The sequence below is a fragment of the Streptomyces durocortorensis genome, from assembly GCF_016901035.1.
Classification (GTDB): domain Bacteria; phylum Actinomycetota; class Actinomycetes; order Streptomycetales; family Streptomycetaceae; genus Streptomyces; species Streptomyces durocortorensis.
The window spans coordinates 7299-25999 of record NZ_JAFEUF010000082.1; the positions used below are offsets into that span (position 1 = coordinate 7299).

14 protein-coding genes and 1 tRNA gene are annotated in these 18701 nt (G+C 71.2%); 10 read left to right on the plus strand and 5 right to left on the minus strand.

Annotated features, from left to right (window positions below):
* Positions 1-382: 382 nt before the first annotated feature.
* The 6 genes from eno to JS521_RS17600 all read left to right on the plus strand — a co-directional run bounded on the left by eno (position 383) and on the right by JS521_RS17600 (position 7411).
* On the plus strand, positions 383-1663 hold the full coding sequence (gene eno / locus JS521_RS17575) for a phosphopyruvate hydratase (RefSeq protein WP_018515627.1): 1281 nt from the start codon (positions 383-385) through the stop codon (positions 1661-1663).
* Between the two features lie 94 nt (positions 1664-1757).
* Entirely contained in the window at positions 1758-2240 is a 483-nt protein-coding gene (locus tag JS521_RS17580; protein ID WP_205083920.1) for an FtsB family cell division protein, read from the plus strand.
* An 86-nt stretch (positions 2241-2326) separates the two neighbouring features.
* Positions 2327-2941, plus strand: coding sequence for a DUF501 domain-containing protein (locus JS521_RS17585; RefSeq protein WP_205083921.1), 615 nt, complete (start codon positions 2327-2329; stop codon positions 2939-2941).
* The gene (locus JS521_RS17590) at positions 2938-3879 is read left to right on the plus strand and encodes a Ppx/GppA phosphatase family protein (RefSeq protein ID WP_205083922.1); all 942 of its coding nucleotides are present in this window, start codon (positions 2938-2940) and stop codon (positions 3877-3879) included. The genes JS521_RS17585 and JS521_RS17590 overlap by 4 nt, the downstream gene beginning before the upstream one ends.
* Positions 3880-4371: 492 nt before the next feature.
* Entirely contained in the window at positions 4372-5757 is a 1386-nt protein-coding gene (locus JS521_RS17595) for an NAD(P)/FAD-dependent oxidoreductase (RefSeq protein ID WP_205083923.1), read from the plus strand.
* A 337-nt stretch (positions 5758-6094) separates the two neighbouring features.
* Complete coding sequence (locus JS521_RS17600) at positions 6095-7411, plus strand: class I SAM-dependent methyltransferase (RefSeq protein ID WP_205083924.1); 1317 nt, start codon at positions 6095-6097, stop codon at positions 7409-7411.
* A gap of 107 nt (positions 7412-7518) precedes the next feature.
* On the opposite strand, the gene JS521_RS17605 is transcribed toward JS521_RS17600, so the two are convergent.
* Together JS521_RS17605 and JS521_RS17610 are read right to left on the minus strand one after the other, a co-directional pair.
* Positions 7519-10050 (minus strand): ABC transporter permease, encoded by a 2532-nt coding sequence (locus JS521_RS17605; RefSeq protein WP_205083925.1) that lies wholly within the window; start codon positions 10048-10050, stop codon positions 7519-7521.
* Between the two features lie 119 nt (positions 10051-10169).
* The gene (locus tag JS521_RS17610) at positions 10170-10940 is read right to left on the minus strand and encodes an ABC transporter ATP-binding protein (RefSeq protein ID WP_032787272.1); all 771 of its coding nucleotides are present in this window, start codon (positions 10938-10940) and stop codon (positions 10170-10172) included.
* A 589-nt stretch (positions 10941-11529) separates the two neighbouring features.
* Here JS521_RS17610 and JS521_RS17615 point away from each other — a divergent pair.
* The 3 genes from JS521_RS17615 to JS521_RS17625 all read left to right on the plus strand — a co-directional run bounded on the left by JS521_RS17615 (position 11530) and on the right by JS521_RS17625 (position 13144).
* A tRNA-Leu gene (locus JS521_RS17615) sits at positions 11530-11615 on the plus strand.
* A gap of 192 nt (positions 11616-11807) precedes the next feature.
* Positions 11808-12686, plus strand: a complete 879-nt coding sequence (locus tag JS521_RS17620) for a Bax inhibitor-1/YccA family protein (RefSeq protein WP_205083926.1) — start codon at positions 11808-11810, stop codon at positions 12684-12686.
* A 140-nt stretch (positions 12687-12826) separates the two neighbouring features.
* The gene (locus JS521_RS17625; RefSeq protein ID WP_205083927.1) at positions 12827-13144 is read left to right on the plus strand and encodes a hypothetical protein; all 318 of its coding nucleotides are present in this window, start codon (positions 12827-12829) and stop codon (positions 13142-13144) included.
* Between the two features lie 39 nt (positions 13145-13183).
* Here the strand turns inward: JS521_RS17625 and JS521_RS17630 are convergent, their stop codons facing one another.
* The 3 genes from JS521_RS17630 to JS521_RS17640 form a co-directional block, all read right to left on the minus strand.
* The gene (locus tag JS521_RS17630) at positions 13184-14074 is read right to left on the minus strand and encodes a hypothetical protein (protein ID WP_239487417.1); all 891 of its coding nucleotides are present in this window, start codon (positions 14072-14074) and stop codon (positions 13184-13186) included.
* A gap of 254 nt (positions 14075-14328) precedes the next feature.
* A complete protein-coding gene (locus JS521_RS17635; RefSeq protein WP_205083928.1) occupies positions 14329-15549 on the minus strand; it encodes an acetyl-CoA C-acetyltransferase in 1221 nt (406 codons plus the stop codon).
* Positions 15550-15701: 152 nt separating this feature from the next.
* Entirely contained in the window at positions 15702-16703 is a 1002-nt protein-coding gene (locus tag JS521_RS17640; RefSeq protein WP_205083934.1) for an SGNH/GDSL hydrolase family protein, read from the minus strand.
* Between the two features lie 159 nt (positions 16704-16862).
* On the opposite strand from JS521_RS17640, the gene JS521_RS17645 reads away from it, so the two are divergent.
* Positions 16863-18269, plus strand: a complete 1407-nt coding sequence (locus JS521_RS17645) for a cystathionine beta-synthase (RefSeq protein WP_205083929.1) — start codon at positions 16863-16865, stop codon at positions 18267-18269.
* Positions 18270-18701: the final 432 nt, after the last annotated feature.

Consider the following 18701-nt stretch of genomic DNA (forward strand, 5'->3'; position numbering starts at 1 on the left):
CAAACCGCCGTACCCCCCCCCCGGTGGGGATCGGCCGGGCGCCCCTTCCCCTCGCCCGGGCCCCCCCCGGGGGGCGCCCCCCCCCCCCCCCCCCCCGGGCCGGGTTCTTCGTGAGCGGCGGGCGTCGGGAGGCCGGTACGCGCGTCGGGAGGCCGGCCGGTACGGGCGTCGGGAGACCAGGATGCGTTCACCTCTTGGCGGCACGGCTTATTACCGCCGAGTAGATTTCTAGAGTTCTGTCCCGCTATGCACGCCCTTGGGTCCTTTTTCGTCCCAGGAGGCGGGCGGGCGGCCGACTGACGCGGCCGGGCCGGATAGGCTCGGGTCGCAAGGCCACAGTGACCCTGCACAACCAGTGTCAGATCCCAGAAGGAGATGCCTCGTGCCGTCCATCGACGTCGTCGTAGCCAGGGAAATCCTCGACTCCCGGGGCAACCCCACGGTCGAGGTCGAGGTTGGCCTCGACGACGGCAGCACGGGCCGTGCTGCCGTTCCGTCCGGCGCCTCCACCGGTGCGTTCGAGGCTGTAGAGCTTCGCGACGGTGACCCCAACCGCTACCAGGGCAAGGGCGTCGAGAAGGCCGTCCTCGCCGTCATCGAGCAGATCGGCCCGGAGCTCGTCGGGTACGACGCCACCGAGCAGCGCCTCATCGACCAGGCGATGTTCGACCTGGACGCCACCGAGAACAAGGCCTCGCTCGGCGCGAACGCCATCCTCGGCGTCTCGCTCGCCGTCGCGCACGCCGCCTCCGAGGCGTCCGACCTGCCGCTCTTCCGCTACCTCGGCGGCCCGAACGCGCACCTGCTGCCCGTTCCGATGATGAACATCCTGAACGGCGGCTCGCACGCCGACTCCAACGTGGACATCCAGGAGTTCATGATCGCGCCGATCGGCGCGGAGTCCTTCTCCGAGGCCCTGCGCTGGGGCGCGGAGATCTACCACACGCTGAAGAAGGTCCTGAAGACCAAGGGCCTGTCCACCGGACTCGGCGACGAGGGCGGCTTCGCCCCGAACCTGGAGTCCAACCGCGCCGCCCTGGACCTCATCGTCGAGGCCATCACCGAGGCCGGTTACGTCCCGGGCCGTGACGTGGCGCTCGCGCTCGACGTCGCCGCGTCCGAGTTCTACAAGGACGGCGTCTACGAGTTCGAGGGCAAGTCCCGCTCGGCCGCCGAGATGACCGAGTACTACGAGGAGCTCGTCTCCGCGTACCCGCTGGTCTCCATCGAGGACCCGCTGTACGAGGACGACTGGGCCGGCTGGAAGGTCATCACCGACCGCATCGGCTCCAAGGTGCAGATCGTCGGCGACGACCTCTTCGTCACCAACCCCGAGCGCCTGGCCCGCGGTATCGAGGAGGGCTCCGCCAACGCCCTGCTCGTGAAGGTCAACCAGATCGGTTCGCTGACCGAGACCCTGGACGCCGTCGAGCTGGCCCAGCGCAACGGCTTCAAGTGCATGATGTCGCACCGCTCGGGCGAGACCGAGGACGTCACCATCGCCGACCTCGCGGTCGCCGTGAACTGCGGCCAGATCAAGACCGGCGCCCCGGCCCGCTCGGACCGTGTCGCCAAGTACAACCAGCTGCTGCGCATCGAGGAGATCCTCGACGACGCCGCGGTGTACGCGGGCCGCTCCGCCTTCCCGCGCTTCAAGGGCTGACCCACAGCGTCAAGACGGTAGCCTCCGCCCGTCCCCGCACCCGGTCCCGTACCGTGTGCGGGGACGGACGTATGTGACGGGGAGGCGGGGAGACATGGCCGGGAAGGACCGCGACCGGTTCTCCACCGCGACCAGGCTGCGGCTGCTCGGCGAGCAGACCGCCGCCCGCGTGTACCGATCCCAGAACCGCCGCCAGGCCCGCCGTTCCCGGCTCACCGGCCGGGCCGCGTTCCTGGCGCTGGTGGTCTGCTCCCTGATCGTCGCGCTCGCCTACCCGATGCGGCAGTACGTCTCCCAGCGCGACGAGATCGCCGAGCAGGAGCGGCTCTCGCAGCAGGCGGAGCGGCGCACCGAGGAGCTGCGGGACGAGAAGGCGCGGCTGCAGGACGACGCGTACATCAAGCGGCTGGCCCGCCAGCACCTCCACTACGTCCTTCCCGGGGAGACCGGCTACACCGTGGCCGACCCCGACGCGGCGCAGGACCGGCGCGGCGAGCCGGGGGCGAGCGACCGTCCTTGGCACTCGAACCTGTGGGACGGCGTGGACAGCGCCGACCGCGACGACGACCGCGACTGACCGACCGACCCTCCGTACGTCCCCTTCCCCTCTTCTTCCACGAGCTTCTCTCCTTCTACGAGCTTCCGAGCAGAACCAAGGCAGGCATGGAAACGCCCCCTCCGCAGACCGAGTCCACCAAGCCCACCGACGCGGACATCGCCGCGTTCGAGCAGCAGCTCGGCCGCCCGCCGCGCGGGCTGCGCGCCATCGCGCACCGCTGCCCGTGCGGCAACCCGGACGTGGTGGAGACCCAGCCGCGTCTGGAGGACGGCACGCCGTTCCCGACGACGTACTACCTGACCTGCCCCCGGGCGGCCTCCGCGATCGGCACGCTGGAGGCCAACGGGGTCATGAAGGAGATGACGGCCCGTCTGGAGACCGACCCGGAGCTGGCGGACGCCTACCGGGCCGCGCACGAGGACTACATCACCCGCCGCGACGCCATCGAGGTCCTGGAGGGCTTCCCCAGCGCCGGCGGCATGCCAGACCGGGTGAAGTGCCTGCACGTCCTGGTCGGCCACTCACTGGCCGCCGGGCCCGGGGTGAACCCGCTGGGCGACGAGGCCATCGCGATGCTGCCGGAGTGGTGGGCCAAGGGCCCCTGCGTCACGCCGTGCGTGCCGACGGGCGAGGACGACGGCTGGACGGTGGACGCGGGCGACGAGGGCCACTTCGCCTTCCGCCCGCTCGACGGCCCCGCCGACGGGAAGGGCGCATGACCCGGGTCGCCGCGATCGACTGCGGCACCAACTCCATCCGGCTCCTCGTCGCCGACCTGGACCCGGCCACCGGCTCGTTCACCGAGCTGGACCGGCGGATGACGATCGTCCGCCTCGGCCAGGGCGTCGACCGGACCGGCCGGCTCGCCCCCGAGGCGCTGGAGCGGACGTTCGCGGCCTGCCGGGAGTACGCGGCGGCGATCGAGGAGCTGGGCGCCGAACGCATCCGCTTCGTCGCCACCTCCGCCTCCCGCGACGCCGAGAACAGCGCCGACTTCGTGGCCGGAGTCCGGGACATCCTGGGCGTCGAGCCCGAGGTCATCACCGGCGACCAGGAGGCCCAGCTCTCCTTCGACGGGGCCACCAAGGAGCTGGCGGGCAGCGACCATCTGGCGAAGCCGTATCTGGTCGTCGACATCGGCGGCGGCTCCACCGAGTTCGTCCTCGGCTCGGACGGGGTGGAGGCGGCCCGGTCCGTCGACATCGGCTGCGTACGGATGACGGAACGTCACCTCGTCGTGGACGGGGCCGTCATGGACCCGCCCAGCCACGAGCGGGCCGCCGCGATCCGCGCGGACATCGACGCCGCCCTCGACCTCGCCGAGCAGACCGTGCCGCTCACCGGGGCCGGCACGCTGGTCGGCCTCGCGGGCACCGTCACCACGGTCGCCGGGATCGCGCTGGAGCTGGCGGAGTACGACTCCGGGGCCATCCACCACTCCCGGGTATCCCGCGGCCAGGTCCGCGCGATCACCGAACACCTGCTGCGCTCGACGCACGACGAACGCGCCGCGATCCCCGTGATGCACCCCGGCCGGGTCGACGTGATCGGGGCCGGGGCGCTGGTCCTGCTCGCGGTGATGGAGCGGACGGGAGCCCACGAGGTCGTCGTCAGCGAGCACGACATCCTGGACGGGATCGCCTGGAGCGCCGCGTAGGTCCTGGACGGGATCGCCGGAGCGCCGCGTAGGCGAAGGTCCCTTCGGTGCCGGGCGGGCAGCCCTCCGGCTGCCCGCTCAATCGCACCGTCAGCTGCACTGTTGAGCCGTGATCCGGCCCTCTGGGCCGCCCGGGGGACCTCATCGGGGACACGCCCCGAGAAACTTCGTGAACTTCTTCACAAGGAATTCGGCCCTGTTGGTCGCAGTTCCGGCCCCTCAGGCCCGTGTGGGGTGCACCGGCGGTCGTGCGGAGGTGTCGCGCGCGTGTTCCGGGTGCGTTGCGTCCGTATGAAGGGGAGCGGCGGTTCGGCCCGTCCGAAGGGTCAAGGGCCAGCTCACAAGCGGTGGACAACGTCTGCCGCGGTGCCGTGGTTCCCTTTGGTGCCCATGACCTGGGTCACGTGGGCGGCGAAGTGTAGCAGAGGGTCGGTCAATCCTTGTGAAGGGGCTCACGAGCACCCCCCTGGGGAGGGGTGGATACTCGATGGCATGAGCACCACGGAGCGTCCCAGGATCCTCGTTGTAGGCGGTGGGTACGTAGGCCTGTACGCAGCTCGTCGCATTCTGAAGAAGATGCGATACGGAGAGGCGACCGTCACGGTCGTCGACCCGCGGTCGTACATGACGTACCAGCCCTTCCTCCCCGAAGCTGCCGCAGGCAGCATCTCGCCTCGGCATGTCGTCGTCCCGCTGCGACGCGTGCTGCCCAAGGCTGAGGTTCTCACCGGTCGTGTCACGACCATCGACCAGGACCGCAAGGTCGCCACGATCGCGCCGCTCGTCGGCGAGGCCTACGAGCTGCCCTTCGACTACCTGGTCATCGCGATGGGCGCGGTCTCCCGTACCTTCCCGATCCCCGGCCTCGCCGAGCAGGGCATCGGCATGAAGGGCATCGAGGAGTCCATCGGTCTGCGCAACCACGTCCTGGAGCAGCTGGACAAGGCCGACTCCACGACCGACGAGGACGTCCGCCGCAAGGCGCTGACGTTCGTCTTCGTGGGCGGCGGCTTCGCCGGCGCGGAGACCATCGGCGAGGTCGAGGACATGGCCCGCGACGCGGCGAAGTACTACACCAACGTGAAGCGCGAGGACATGCGCTTCATCCTCGTCGACGCCGCCGACAAGATCCTTCCCGAGGTCGGCCCGAAGCTGGGCGCCTACGGCAAGGAGCACCTGGAGAGCCGCGGCGTGGAGATCTACCTCTCCACCTCGATGGACTCCTGCGTCGACGGTCACGTGGTCCTGAAGAACGGCCTGGAGGTCGACTCCAGCACCATCGTGTGGACCGCCGGTGTGAAGCCGAACCCGGCGCTCGCCCGCTTCGGCCTGCCGCTCGGCCCCCGCGGCCACGTGGACACCTCGGAGAAGCTCCAGGTGCAGGGCACCGACTACATCTGGGCCGCGGGCGACAACGCCCAGGTGCCGGACATGGTCGGCCGCCGCGCCGGCAACCCGAACGCCTGGTGCCCGCCCAACGCCCAGCACGCGCTGCGTCAGGCGAAGGTCCTCGGCGACAACGTGATCTCCGGCATGCGGGGCTTCCCGCAGAAGGAGTACAGCCACGCCAACAAGGGTGCGGTCGCCGGTCTCGGCCTGCACAAGGGCGTCGCGATGATCGTCATGGGCAAGGTGAAGATCAAGCTCAAGGGCCGTCTCGCCTGGTACATGCACCGCGGCTACCACGGCATGGCCATGCCGACCTGGAACCGCAAGATCCGGATCTTCGCCGACTGGACGCTGGCGATGTTCCTCAAGCGCGAGGTCGTCTCGCTCGGCGCCATGGAGACGCCGCGCGAGGAGTTCTACGAGGCCGCCAAGCCGGCCCCGGCTCCGGCCGCCGCCAAGTCCGAGGGCGAGAAGGCCAAGGCCTCCTGACCCCTCGGTGACCCGCTCCGCGAGGAGCGCACCGTACGACGCCCGAAGGGGCCGTCCGCCATCCGTGGTGCGGACGGCCCCTTCGGCGTATCCGGGCGAGAGCCCGGGCCCTGGGCCGGTGAGCGGCGGTGACCCGTTCCCGCCGATGTGGGTGGTGCATGCACACACTTTGCCGTTTCGTTGCCAGGTAGCGGGATGACGGAGTGTGCGAGGACAGTTGACGCAGGTGTACCTCGCGACGGCACCGGGGTGTCGCGGCGGGGCCACGAGCATGTCTGTCCGCCGTGCTCGCTGTGCTTGTTGTGCTTGTCGGGGAAACACCACGGAGGTGTGCGCCATGGCAGACGCCGCGTCGCGGCTGACCGCTCTCGCCGAGGAGTTGCTCTCGGAACCCCTGCCGGTCCGGATCCGGGCCTGGGACGGCAGCGAATCGGGGCCGCCCGGGGCCCCGGTCCTGGTGATCCGCCGCCGCCGCGCCCTGCGCCGCCTCCTGTGGAAGCCGGGCGAACTGGGCCTGGCCCGCGCCTGGGTGGCCGGGGAGATCGACGTGGAGGGCGATCTGTACGAGGCGCTCGACCGGATCGCCGGGCTGCTCTGGGACCGCGGCGCCGACGCCAAGGACGCCGTCCACCCGGTCCGCGACCCCAGGGTCCGCGCCTTCGCCCGCGGCCTTCTCGGCCTCGCCGGGCCCTGGCCGCCGCCCGCCCCGCCCGCCGAGGAGGTCCGCCGCCGCACCGGCCCGCTGCACACCAGACGCCGGGACAAGGAGGCCATCAGCCACCACTACGACGTCGGCAACGACTTCTACGCCCTGGTGCTCGGCCCCTCCATGGTCTACTCCTGCGCCTACTGGCAGGACGGCTCCACCCTGGAGGACGCCCAGCGCGACAAGCTCGACCTGGTCTGCCGCAAGCTCGGCCTGAAGGAGGGCGACCGGCTCCTGGACGTCGGCTGCGGCTGGGGCTCCATGGCCATCCACGCCGCCCGCCACTACGGGGCCCGGGTCACCGGCATCACCCTCTCCCGGGAACAGGCCGCCCACGCCCGCAAGCGCATCGCCGAGGAGGGCCTGACCGACCGGATCGAGATCCGCGTCCAGGACTACCGGGACGTCCACGACGGCCCGTACGACGCGATCTCCTCGATCGGCATGGCCGAGCACGTCGGCTCGGTCCGCTACCGCGAGTACGCCGAGGACCTCTACGCCCTCCTCAGGCCCGGCGGCCGCCTCCTGAACCACCAGATCGCCCGCCGCCCCGAACGGGACGAGGACGCTTACCACATCGACGCGTTCATCGACGCGTACGTCTTCCCCGACGGCGAACTCGCCCCGGTCGGCCGCACCCTGGCCACCCTGGAGGAGGCCGGCTTCGAGGCCCGGGACGTCGAGGCGCTGCGCGAGCACTACGCGCTGACCCTGCGCCAGTGGGTGGCCAACCTGGAGCGGCACTGGGAGCAGGCCGTACGCGCCACCTCCCCGGGCCGGGCCAGGGTCTGGCGGCTGTACATGGCGGCCTCGGCGCTCTCCTTCGAGCGCAACAAGATCGGCGTCAACCAGATCCTCGCGGTGCGCCCGCTGGACGGCGGCGGCTCCCGGATGCCCCTGCGCGCCCGTGCGTGGACGGAGGACGCGCACACGGACACGGACGCCTGACCCGTACGCGTACGGGCACGGGCGAGGGGCCGGTGCTCCGCTCCCCATCGGTGCACCGGCCCCTCGTCGTCCCCTGCTTCCTTGCGTCCCGTCCCCGGGACCTGTCGCTACTCCGTCTTGATCGCCGTGAGCATGTTGAGCTTCGCGGCGCTGCGGGCGGGCCACAGCGAGGCGAGGACGCCCACCAGGCCGGCCAGGAGCAGGAAGATGCCGAGCCGGTCCCACGGGATGACCAGGGCGTAGCCGGGGATGTCGGCGGACAGGGTCCGGCCGATCGCCCAGCCGAGGAAGACCCCGAGGCCGACCCCGATCACCGCGCCGAAGACCGAGATGACGACGGCCTCCAGACGGATCATCCGCTTCACGCGGCCCCGGTCGAGACCGATCGCGCGGAGCATGCCGATCTCCTGCTGCCGCTCGAACACCGACATCGCGAGGGTGTTGACGACGCCGAGGACCGCGATCAGCAGGGCCATGGCGAGCAGCCCGTACATGATGTTCAGGGCGGTGTTGATGAAGCCGCCGAACATGTCACGGATGTCCTGCCGGTCCATGACGCTCATCGCCGGGTTGTCGCCGAGCGCGTTCACGATGGACTGCTCGTTGGCCTTGCTCGCGCCACCGTCCGCCTTGATCCAGATCTCGCGGATCTCCGGACGGGTGGAGGCGCTGTGCTGGTCGGCCAGCTCCTTCGGGATCACGAAGGGCGAGAGGAACTCGTTCTCCTTGTACGTCGCCCCGATCGTCACCTCGCCCTTCTTCTCGTCCTCGAACGTCACCGGAAGGGTGTCGCCGGCCTTCCAGCCGTTCGACTTCGCGGTCTTGGAGCCGACCGCGACCTGGCCGTCCTTGAGCGAGGCCAGCGAACCGGACTCGGTCGTCAGCGCGAAGACCTTCTCCACGTCACCCGGGGTGACGCCGGAGGCCGAGTGGTACTCACCGTCGACCTCGACCGAGGACGCCTGCTGCGGGGAGAGCGCGGAGATGCCGTCGGCCTTCGACAGGGCCGTGAGCGCGGACTCGTCGAGCGAGTCGCCGCTCGCCATCGAGATCAGGTAGTCGGCCTTGATGTTGTCCGTGGTCATCTTGTCGATGGCCTGGCCGAGCGTGACGCCGAGCACCGAGATGCCGGTGACCAGCGTGAGCCCGATGGCCAGCGCGGAGGCGGTGGCTCCGGTACGCCGCGGGTTGCGGACCGCGTTCTGCGAGGCCAGCTTCCCGGAGACGCCGAACACCTTCTTCAGCAGCGGCCGGACCAGCGCGATCACCGGGCGGGAGAGCAGCGGGATCAGGATGATGACGCCGATCAGGGCGAAGAACGCGCCCGCCGCGACCAGCTGCCGGCCGGAGGTGCCACCGGTCGCGGCACCGCCGACGATGCCGGCGGAGCCGAGCAGGGTGATGACGCCGCCGATCGAGTTCCGTACGACGAGGGACTTGACCGAGGCGGTGGCGTGGACGCTGCTCATCGCGGCGACCGGGGCGATCTTCGCGGCCCGGCGGGCGGGCAGCCAGGCGGCCAGCACGGTGATCAGGACGCCGACCGCGAAGGCGGAGATCACGGCGGTGGGCGAGACGACCAGCGGACCGGCCGGGATCTTGCCGCCCATGACGCCCATCGCGGAGCGCAGCCCGGTGGCGAGGCCCAGACCGAGGAGGAAGCCGATGACGGAGGCGAGGACGCCGACGAAGGCGGCCTCCAGCAGCACCGAGCGCTTCACCTGACGGCGGGTGGCGCCGATGGCCCGCATCAGGGCCAGCTCACGGGTCCGCTGGGCGATCAGCATCGTGAAGGTGTTGGCGATGAGGAAGATACCGACGAACAGCGCGATGCCCGCGAAGGCCAGCAGCATGGTGTTGAGGCTGGTCAGGCCGGACTCGATGTCCTTGGCCTGCTGGTCGGCCAGCGCCTTGCCGGTCTGCGCGGTGGCGTCCTTGGGCAGCAGCGGCTCGATCTCGTCCAGCAGCTTCTGGTCGGAGACCCCGCTCGCCGCGCTGACCGTGGCGTTCTGGAAGACGCCGGGCTTCAGGTAGAGCTTCTGGGCGGTCGGGGTGTCGAACAGCACGAGGCTGCCACCCGCGTTGACCGCGCCGTCCTCGGTGGTGAAGATCCCCGAGAGGGTGTACTCCTTCACCGGGCCGTTGGTCGCGACCCGCACCGGGTCGCCGACCTTGTACTCGCCCTTGCTCGCGGTGTCCTTGTCGAGCGCGACCGAGCCGTTCTTCGCCGGGCCCGAGCCCTCGACGAAGGCGTACTGGGCGTCCTTGCCGTCCTTGCCGGGGGCGAAGTTCGCACCGGTGTTGGACCAGCCGTTGCCGATCAGCTTGCCGTCGGGGTCGGCGACCCCGGCGAAGCCGTCGACGCGGCCGGTGGCGGAGGTCACGCCGTCCAGGCCCCGGATCTTCTCCAGGGTGGCCTCGTCGATGCCGGGGGTCTTCTCGTCGTCGCCGGCGTAGGTCTCGACGGAGACGGCGACGTTGTCGTAGCTCTTGGCGGACTGCTTGCTGAAGGCGTTGCCGAGGGTGTCGGTGAAGACCAGGGTGCCGGAGACGAAGGCTACGCCGAGCATGACGGCGAGCACGGTCATCAGCAGCCTGGCCTTGTGCGCGAGCACATTGCGCAGGGCGGTACGGAACATGTCTGTGTCCTGGGATGGGTTCCGGAAGGGGAGGGCGGGGGCGCGCGGGTACGGGGCCGGGTACGGCGGCCGTAGCCGTCAGCCGTGCGGCAGCCGGTCGTGGTGACCGGCCGCGGGCGTCAGCTGGTGCGGCCCTTCGCGTCGAACGCCTTCATCCGGTCGAGGACCCCGTCGGCGGTCGGGTGCATCATCTGGTCGACGACCGCGCCGTCCGCGAGGAAGATGACCCGGTCCGCGTAGGAGGCGGCCACCGGGTCGTGCGTCACCATCACCACGGTCTGGCCCAGCTCGCGCACCGAGTTGCGCAGGAAGCCCAGCACCTCGGCGCCGGAGCGGGAGTCCAGGTTTCCGGTCGGCTCGTCACCGAAGATGATCTCGGGCTGCGAGGCCAGGGCGCGGGCCACGGCGACGCGCTGCTGCTGACCGCCGGAGAGCTCGGTCGGGCGGTGCTTCAGCCGCTCCGACAGACCGACCATCTCGATCACCTTCTGGAGCCACGCGGCGTCCGGCTTACGGCCCGCGATGTCCATCGGCAGGGTGATGTTCTCCAGCGCGGTGAGCGTCGGGAGCAGGTTGAAGGCCTGGAAGATGAAGCCGATCTTGTCCCGGCGCAACTGCGTGAGCTGCTTGTCCTTGAGCGTGGACAGCTCGGTCTCGCCGATCTGCACCGAGCCGCTGCTGAAGCTGTCGAGCCCGGCGACGCAGTGCATCAGCGTCGACTTGCCGGAGCCCGAGGGGCCCATGATCGCGGTGAACTCGCCCTGCGGGAAGTCCACGGTCACCCGGTCCAGGGCGACGACCTGCGTCTCGCCCTCGCCGTAGACCTTCGACAGCTCCGTGGCGCGGGCAGCCACCGCGGTGGCGCGGTGAACGGTGGGGGTGGTGGTCACTGGGACGCTCCTGGTTCGGGTGATGCGGGTGCCTGGGTCATGCCGATGCGGGCGTTGACGCCATGCCTGGGGGACTTACTCCATCCTTACGGCCCGACTGCCCTCGGTCGTCACCCCCGATGCCCGTTCCCGGGGCCGTCTTGAGTCGCATCGAGGGCGTGGCTTCGTCCTCCTCGGGTATGACACGACCCTGACCGGTGTCGTCCCAGCCTCCGGGGCCCTTGCACCGCCGTGACGGAGCGTGAGCGCGTGGAGTCCGGCCGGGAGACCGGTCGCAGCGGCTGCCGGGCGGTCCCGGAGCGACGCCGGACCCGAGGTCGGAGCTGCGCCGGAGCCGAGGGTGGCGGACGCCCTGGCGAAGCCTGGCGCGGACCTGGCGCGTTGGGCCGTGCGAGTGCGGCGACTTTCCGTCATTCCCGCGCGGTGCGCCCACCGCCCATGATCGGCCGTGGGCGTGTGGTCAGCCCGGCCGCGTGTGCTGACGGTCCCTCAAGCGGTCAATAAAATAAGACAACATCGCGCCACTGTTCCGCTGATCGAGGGACGTCCCCGGATAGGGTCGGTAGCCAGACGCGGAGCCGCGCGGCACGCCCGGATGGTGGAACGTAGACACGGCGAGCTTAAACCTCGCTGCCCCTCGGGGGCGTGCCGGTTCGAGTCCGGCTCCGGGCACCACGCGCCGCACCGAGCGTGACCTGCCGTAACGGTCCGCATCCAGGTCCCGCAGGTCCTCGCGCGTCGCCGTGGGAACACCGTGGGAACACGCCGTGTGCCGCCGGAAAGATCCTCCCCTGGCACTAGGGTGATTCTTTTGCCTACCCATTACTCTTGTGGCAAGGCCACGCAGTGTGGCCATGGAGGAGTGAAATGAGGAGCAGCAACCCGGTCTTCTCGCGACGGGGCTTCAGCCGCGACAATGGCCACGCGGGCTTCAACGCGGCGCCGCAGGCCGGGGCCACCGCGACGGGCAACCCGTACGCACAGGGCACCGCCAACCCGTACGCCACCAACCCGTACGCGCAGACGGACCTGCACGGCGCCCCGCAGGCGCCCGCCCGTTCCGACGTGATGACCATCGACGGCGTCGTGACGCGTACGGCGATGACGCTCGGCACCGTGATCGTGGCCGCCGCGGCCGCGTGGTGGGCCATGCCGGTCGACCAGGCGAACCTGGGCACCGCCTACGGCGTGGCCATCGGCGCCGCGCTCATCGGCCTGGTGCTGTCGCTGGTCAACTCGTTCAAGCGCCGGCCCTCGCCCGCGCTGATCCTGACCTACGCGGCGTTCGAGGGTGTCTTCCTCGGCATCGTCAGCAACATCGTCGGCACGTACATCGCCCCCGGCGCCGCGATGCAGGCGGTGCTCGGCACGATGGCGGTCTTCGCCGGTGTGCTGATCGCCTACCGCACCGGCCTGATCCGGGTCACGCGCCGCTTCTACGGCTTCGTGATGGCGGCCCTCATCGGCTTCACGCTGCTGATGATGGTCAACCTCCTGTTCGCCGTGTTCGGCGGCGGTGACGGCCTCGGCTTCCGCAGTGGCGCCCTCGGCGTCGTCTTCGGCATCGTGGCCATCGTCATCGGCGCGTGCGTCCTGGCCCTGAACTTCAAGCAGGTCGAGGACGGCATCGCGTACGGCGCTCCCCGCGAGGAGGAGTGGCTGGCCGCGTTCGGCCTCACCGTGACCCTGGTGTGGATCTACTTCGAGATGCTGCGCCTGGTCGCGATCCTCAGCGGCGACGACTGACGCTCGCACGCGTGAGTGACGACCGACGGACCGGTCGCACGCGTGATGACCGGAACGGCCCGCAGGCACCGCGCCTGCGGGCCGTTCCGCGTTCCGCCCTCCGGTGCGACCGTGCGCGAGGGGCGCGTAGGGTCGGCCGGGTGCTCGATACGACGCCCCTGACCCTTGCCGTGGACCGTTTCGCCGACCGGCTGCGCTCGGCCCCGCAGAGCCGCCTCCAGCGCGGTGCGGCCGCCGAGGCGCTGGCCGCCGCCCGGGAGCTCGCCGTACGGGCGCAGCGCCTGGAGAACCCGGACGCCGAGCCGCGCGAGCTGCCCGACGCCGGGATGTTCGCGGTGGGCGACCAGCTGGCCGTCGCCGGGCGGGACCTGGCCGTGGCACTGGAAACGGCCCCGTCCCAGGAGCTGGACGAGGCCGTGCGGTATGTCGACGAAGCGGTGGCGCGGGCTTTCGCGTGAGCGGCGCGGGTGCGCGTACGAGCGGCCCGCGCCCGGCGGTCAGAACGAGGCGATGACGCGGTCGGCGAGGATGTAGACGTTGTCCTCGCCGCAGGAGAAGGTCAGCGCGTAGGCGCCCGAGACGCCCGAGCCGCCCAGCAGCACCGGCTGCCGGCCCGCCCGCAGCGCGTCGGCGAGCCGCTCGGCGGTCTCGCGGTGGCCGGGGGTCATGCAGAGCGTGGTGCCGTCGGCGAAGACGTACACATCGAGCGTGCCGAGCGGGCCGGGCCGGACGTCGGTCAGCTCGGTCGCGGTGTCGGCCAGCTCCTCAAGACGGTTCACGGTGCGCTCGTGGTCGGTGACCACCGGGGTCTGCACGGGGACGAAGTCCGGGTGCGAGGGGTGGCGGCGGCGGGCGGCGGCCAGCTCGGGGGAGTCCTCGGGGAACTCCGCGATCTCCGGAAGGTCGGCCGCGACCTCCGCCGGAAGGTCGGTCAGCTCGCCGATCTCGTGCTCCGCGAGGGTCCGCTCGCTCAGCTCCGCGAGCTCCTCCATCGCCTCGACCGCCTCCAGGTCCATCGAATCCAGACCGGCGAAGTCGGCCTGCCGGGGCAGGTAGTACGGGGCGTCGTCGCCGAGGCCCGCCAGACCGCCCAGCAGGGACGGGGCGTCGGCCGCGTCACGGGCCTCCTGGGCCGCCCAGAACGCCCGCGCCTCGGCCAGCTCGCGCTCCCGCTCCTCGGCGAGCGCGTCGGCGACGGCCGCGCGTATCTCCTCGGCGGGGGTGGCCGTACTGCGGCTCTGTGGTGGCACCGAGGCGCCGAGAGCGTGGCCGGCGGCCAGCTCCGTGCGCAGGGCCACGACCTGCTTGCGCAGCCCGTGAGCGGCGTGCAGTGCGGCGGCGCCGACAGCCGTGGCAGCGGCGGTGGTCAGCAACAGGGCAAACGACATGGCGCTCACTGACATACTCCCGGTTTCTATCGATACCCCCGACTTCCTACATCAGCTTGGCCTGTACCGGTACGTGCTGTCAGTGCATTACGTCACGAAATGGACAGGTCTTTCGGTCCGATGTTTAGCCCCATATCGGCGGTGACCTGCGCAAACGGCTCTCCCCCGGGACGCAGATCACATCCTGGGGGAGATTCGGTCACGGTCGGGGCTCGACGGGGTTGGCCGAGGCGGGCCGAGGCGGCCCGACGAGGCTAGCTGAGGCGCTCGATGACCATCGCCATGCCCTGGCCGCCGCCCACGCACATCGTCTCCAGGCCGAACTGCTTGTCGTGGAACTGGAGGCTGTTGATCAGCGTGCCGGTGATGCGGGCGCCGGTCATGCCGAAGGGGTGGCCGACCGCGATCGCGCCGCCGTTGACGTTGACCTTGTCCAGCGGCAGGCCGAGGTCCCGGTAGGAGGGGATGACCTGGGCGGCGAACGCCTCGTTGATCTCGGCGAGGTCGATGTCGTCGATGGTCAGGCCGGCCCGCTTCAGCGCCTGCTTGCTGGCCTCGACCGGGCCGTATCCCATGATCTCGGGGGAGAGGCCGGAGACGCCGGTGGAGACGATCCGGGCCAGCGGGGTCAGGCCCAGCTCGCGCGCCTTGGTGTCGGACATGATCACGAGGGCGGCCGCGCCGTCGTTGAGCGGGCAGCAGTTGCCCGCGGTGACCAGGCCGTCGGGGCGGAACACCGGCTTCAGGCCCTGCACGCCCTCCAGCGTGACGCCCGCGCGCGGGCCGTCGTCCTTGGAGACGACCGTGCCGTCGGGGGTGGTGACCGGGGTGATCTCCCGCTCCCAGAAGCCGTTCTTCAGGGCCTGCTCGGCGAGGTTCTGGGACCGTACGCCGAACTCGTCCATGTCCTGGCGGGTGACGCCCTTGGTCCGGGCCAGGTTCTCCGCCGTCTGCCCCATCGAGATGTACGCGTCCGGGACGAGGCCGTCCTCGCGCGGGTCGTGCCAGCTCGCGCCGGACTCCTCGGCGCGGGCCGCGGTGCGGGCCTCGGCCTCGGCGAACAGCGGGTTGTGCGTGTCCGGCAGGCTGTCGGAGTTGCCCTTGGCGAAGCGGGACACCATCTCGACACCGGCCGAGATGAAGACGTCGCCCTCGCCCGCCTTGATCGCGTGCAGCGCCATCCGGCTGGTCTGCAGCGAGGAGGAGCAGTAGCGGGTGACCGTACAGCCGGGAAGGTGGTCCATCCCCATCTGTACGGCGATGATGCGGCCCAGGTTGTTGCCCTGCTCGCCGCCGGGGAGCCCGCAGCCCAGCATCAGGTCGTCGATGTCCTTCGGGTCCAGCTCGGGGACCTTGGCCAGCGCGGTCTGGATGATCGTGGCGGTCAGGTCGTCCGCCCGCAGGTCCTTCAAAGACCCCTTGAAGGCGCGGCCGATCGGCGAACGGGCGGCAGAGACGATCACGGCTTCGGGCATCACGCGGCTCCAAGGGGCTGGAAGGCTGTGTGGACGGCGGAACTCCTCTGGAAGTTACCCGGACGTATCGCCGGGGTCACCCGGCAGGCCGTGTGATGCGGGACTCTTTTCTAAGCGCTTGCTCAGCACGGCCTCGCGCCGGGCGCCACCCGTCACGCGTGCCCGTGGGCCGCGTCCGGGTGGGCGTGCGGAGTGGGTTCCGTGGAGGCGGGCAGGCGCCGCCGCCTGCGGTGCTTGAGGAGGGCCCAGGGAGCCCGCGCGCCCGTGACCTCGGTACCGGCCTCCCGGGCCGCCTGGGACGCGGCCTTCGCCACCGGGAGGATGTCCTCGCGGCGCGCGCCGTCCAGCCGGTCGGTCTCCGGCCACAGGCCCAGCACCGCGCACAAGGTGGGCAGCACCGCCATGGCCGCCGTGGCGTAGCCCTCGGCGGAGGGGTGGTAGTTGTCCGGGCCGAACAGCTCGCGCGGGTTCGCCGCGAACTCGGGGCCCAGCAGGTCGCCCAGCGACACCGTGCGCCCGCCCTGCTCGACCACGCCGATCGTCTGCGCGGCCGCCAGCTGCCGGCTCACCCGCCGGGCCAGCCAGCGCAGCGGCTGGTAGACCGGCTCGATGGTGCCGAGATCCGGGCAGGTCCCGACGACCACCTCCGCCCCCGCCGTCCGCAGCCTGCGCACCGCCGTCGTCAGACAGCGCACCGACTGGGTCGCGGGCATCCGGTGGGTGACGTCGTTCGCCCCGATCATGATCACGCAGACGTCCGGGGTCCGCGCCGGATCCGCGAGCAGCAGCGACACCTGCCGCTCCAGATCGTCCGACCGGGCCCCGGGCAGGGCCACGTTCCGCAGGTCCACCGGCCGCTCGGCCACCGCCGCGAGCCCCGAGGCCAGCAGCGCCCCCGGGGTCTGCCCGGGCCGCCGCACTCCCTGCCCGGCGGCCGTCGAGTCCCCGAGCATCCCGAGCCGCATCGCGTCGTTCGGCCCGGCGAACGCCACTCCGTACCGCCCGTCCGCACTCGGCGGAACCGGAGCCGTACCCCCGCCGACCTGCCTCTTCGCGAGCTGGACCTCCGCCAGGAACACGCCCACGGCCGCCGCACCGATCAACCCGATGCTGCCACCGCCATAGGCCGCGCCCGCCGCGATCCGCCGTGCCACCCTTGCCCTCGACACAGTCCGGTCCACCTCCTTCTCGCCGTACAGCCGTACACGTACCTACTTGCCCCGCTCGGGGCTCGGTGTACTCCTTCCCGTACGCACAGTGCGTCCCGTACGCATACTCTGGGCCGGACCATCTCGGAGATCCCGGAGTACACGGTGCAATTCCACGATTCGATGATCAGTCTTGTCGGCAACACCCCGCTGGTGAGGCTGCGCAACGTCACGGCAGGTATCCAGGCGACCGTCCTGGCCAAGGTCGAGTACTTCAACCCCGGCGGGTCGGTGAAGGACCGCATCGCGCTGCGCATGATCGAGGCGGCCGAGCAGAGCGGGGAGCTGAAGCCCGGCGGCACGATCGTCGAGCCGACCAGCGGCAACACCGGTGTCGGCCTCGCCATCGTCGCCCAGCAGAAGGGCTACAAGTGCATCTTCGTCTGCCCGGACAAGGTGTCCACGGACAAGATCAACGTGCTGCGCGCGTACGGCGCGGAGGTCGTCGTCTGCCCCACCGCCGTTGACCCCGAGCACCCGGACTCGTACTACAACGTCTCCGACCGGCTGGTCACCGAGACGCCGGGCGCCTGGAAGCCCGACCAGTACTCGAACCCGAACAACCCGCGCTCGCACTACGAGACCACCGGTCCCGAGCTGTGGGAGCAGACCGAGGGGAAGATCACCCACTTCGTCGCGGGCGTCGGTACCGGCGGCACCATCAGCGGCACCGGCCGCTACCTCAAGGAGATCAGCGACGGCGCGGTCCAGGTCATCGGCGCGGACCCGGAGGGCTCGGTCTACTCCGGCGGCTCCGGGCGGCCGTATCTGGTCGAGGGCGTCGGCGAGGACTTCTGGCCGAGCGCCTACGACCGCAAGGTGACGGACGAGATCGTCGCGGTGTCCGACAAGGACTCGTTCCAGATGACCCGCCGCCTCGCCAAGGAGGAGGGCCTCCTCGTCGGCGGCTCCTGCGGCATGGCGGTCGTCGGCGCTCTGGAGGTCGCCAAGCGGCTCGGCCCCGACGACGTCGTCGTGGTGCTGCTCCCCGACAGCGGGCGCGGCTACCTCAGCAAGATCTTCAACGACGAGTGGATGGCCGACTACGGCTTCCTGGAGGACACCGGCACCTCCGCCCGGGTCGGCGCGGTCCTGGACTTCAAGGAGGGCCCGATGCCCTCCCTCGTCCACATGCACCCGGAGGAGACGGTCGGCGAGGCCATCGAGGTGCTGCGCGAGTACGGCGTCTCCCAGATGCCGATCGTGAAGCCGGGCGCCGGCCACCCCGACGTGATGGCCGCCGAGGTCATCGGCTCCGTCGTGGAACGGCAGCTGCTGGACGCGCTGTTCACCCAGCGCGCCTCGCTGGGCGACCCGCTGGAGAAGCACATGTCGGCCCCGCTGCCGCAGGTCGGCTCCGGCGAACCGGTCGAGGACCTGATGGCCGTGCTCAGTGGTGCGGACGGGGCGGACGCGGCCATTGTGCTCGTCGAGGGCAAGCCGAAGGGCGTCGTGAGCAGGCAGGACCTGCTGGCGTTCCTCGCCAAGGACGCGGGCACGGCGAAGGTCTGACGGGGCGTTCCCCCAGCCGGGCCGGGGCCGGCAGCGGGGCCTCGCGAAGCCGGCTGCCGCGCTTCGCGAAAACGGTACGAGCGCGTCACGTCCGCGCAGCACCCGCTTAACACGGCTCCGGCACATTGGTGGGTGTCGGCAGGGAGACCCGCCGGCACCCAGAACGGCGACACCGGACTACGGAGCGGCTCCCGGACCTCCACCGTCGCCCGGACGCGGGCATCCGGCCCTGACCCGGACCGCGTCCCTCGCGGGGACCGCCGTCGTCCCGCCCCCCGGGCGACCGGGGGTGCGGCGGTCCCCGCGACATACTTCCGCGTACGACAGGGGGGGGCGGCCCCCCCCCGGGGGGGGGGGCCCCCCGCGGGCGGGCGGCCGCCCCCCCCCCCCGGGGGGGCGGGGGGGGGGGGCGGGGGGCGCCCCCCCCCGCCG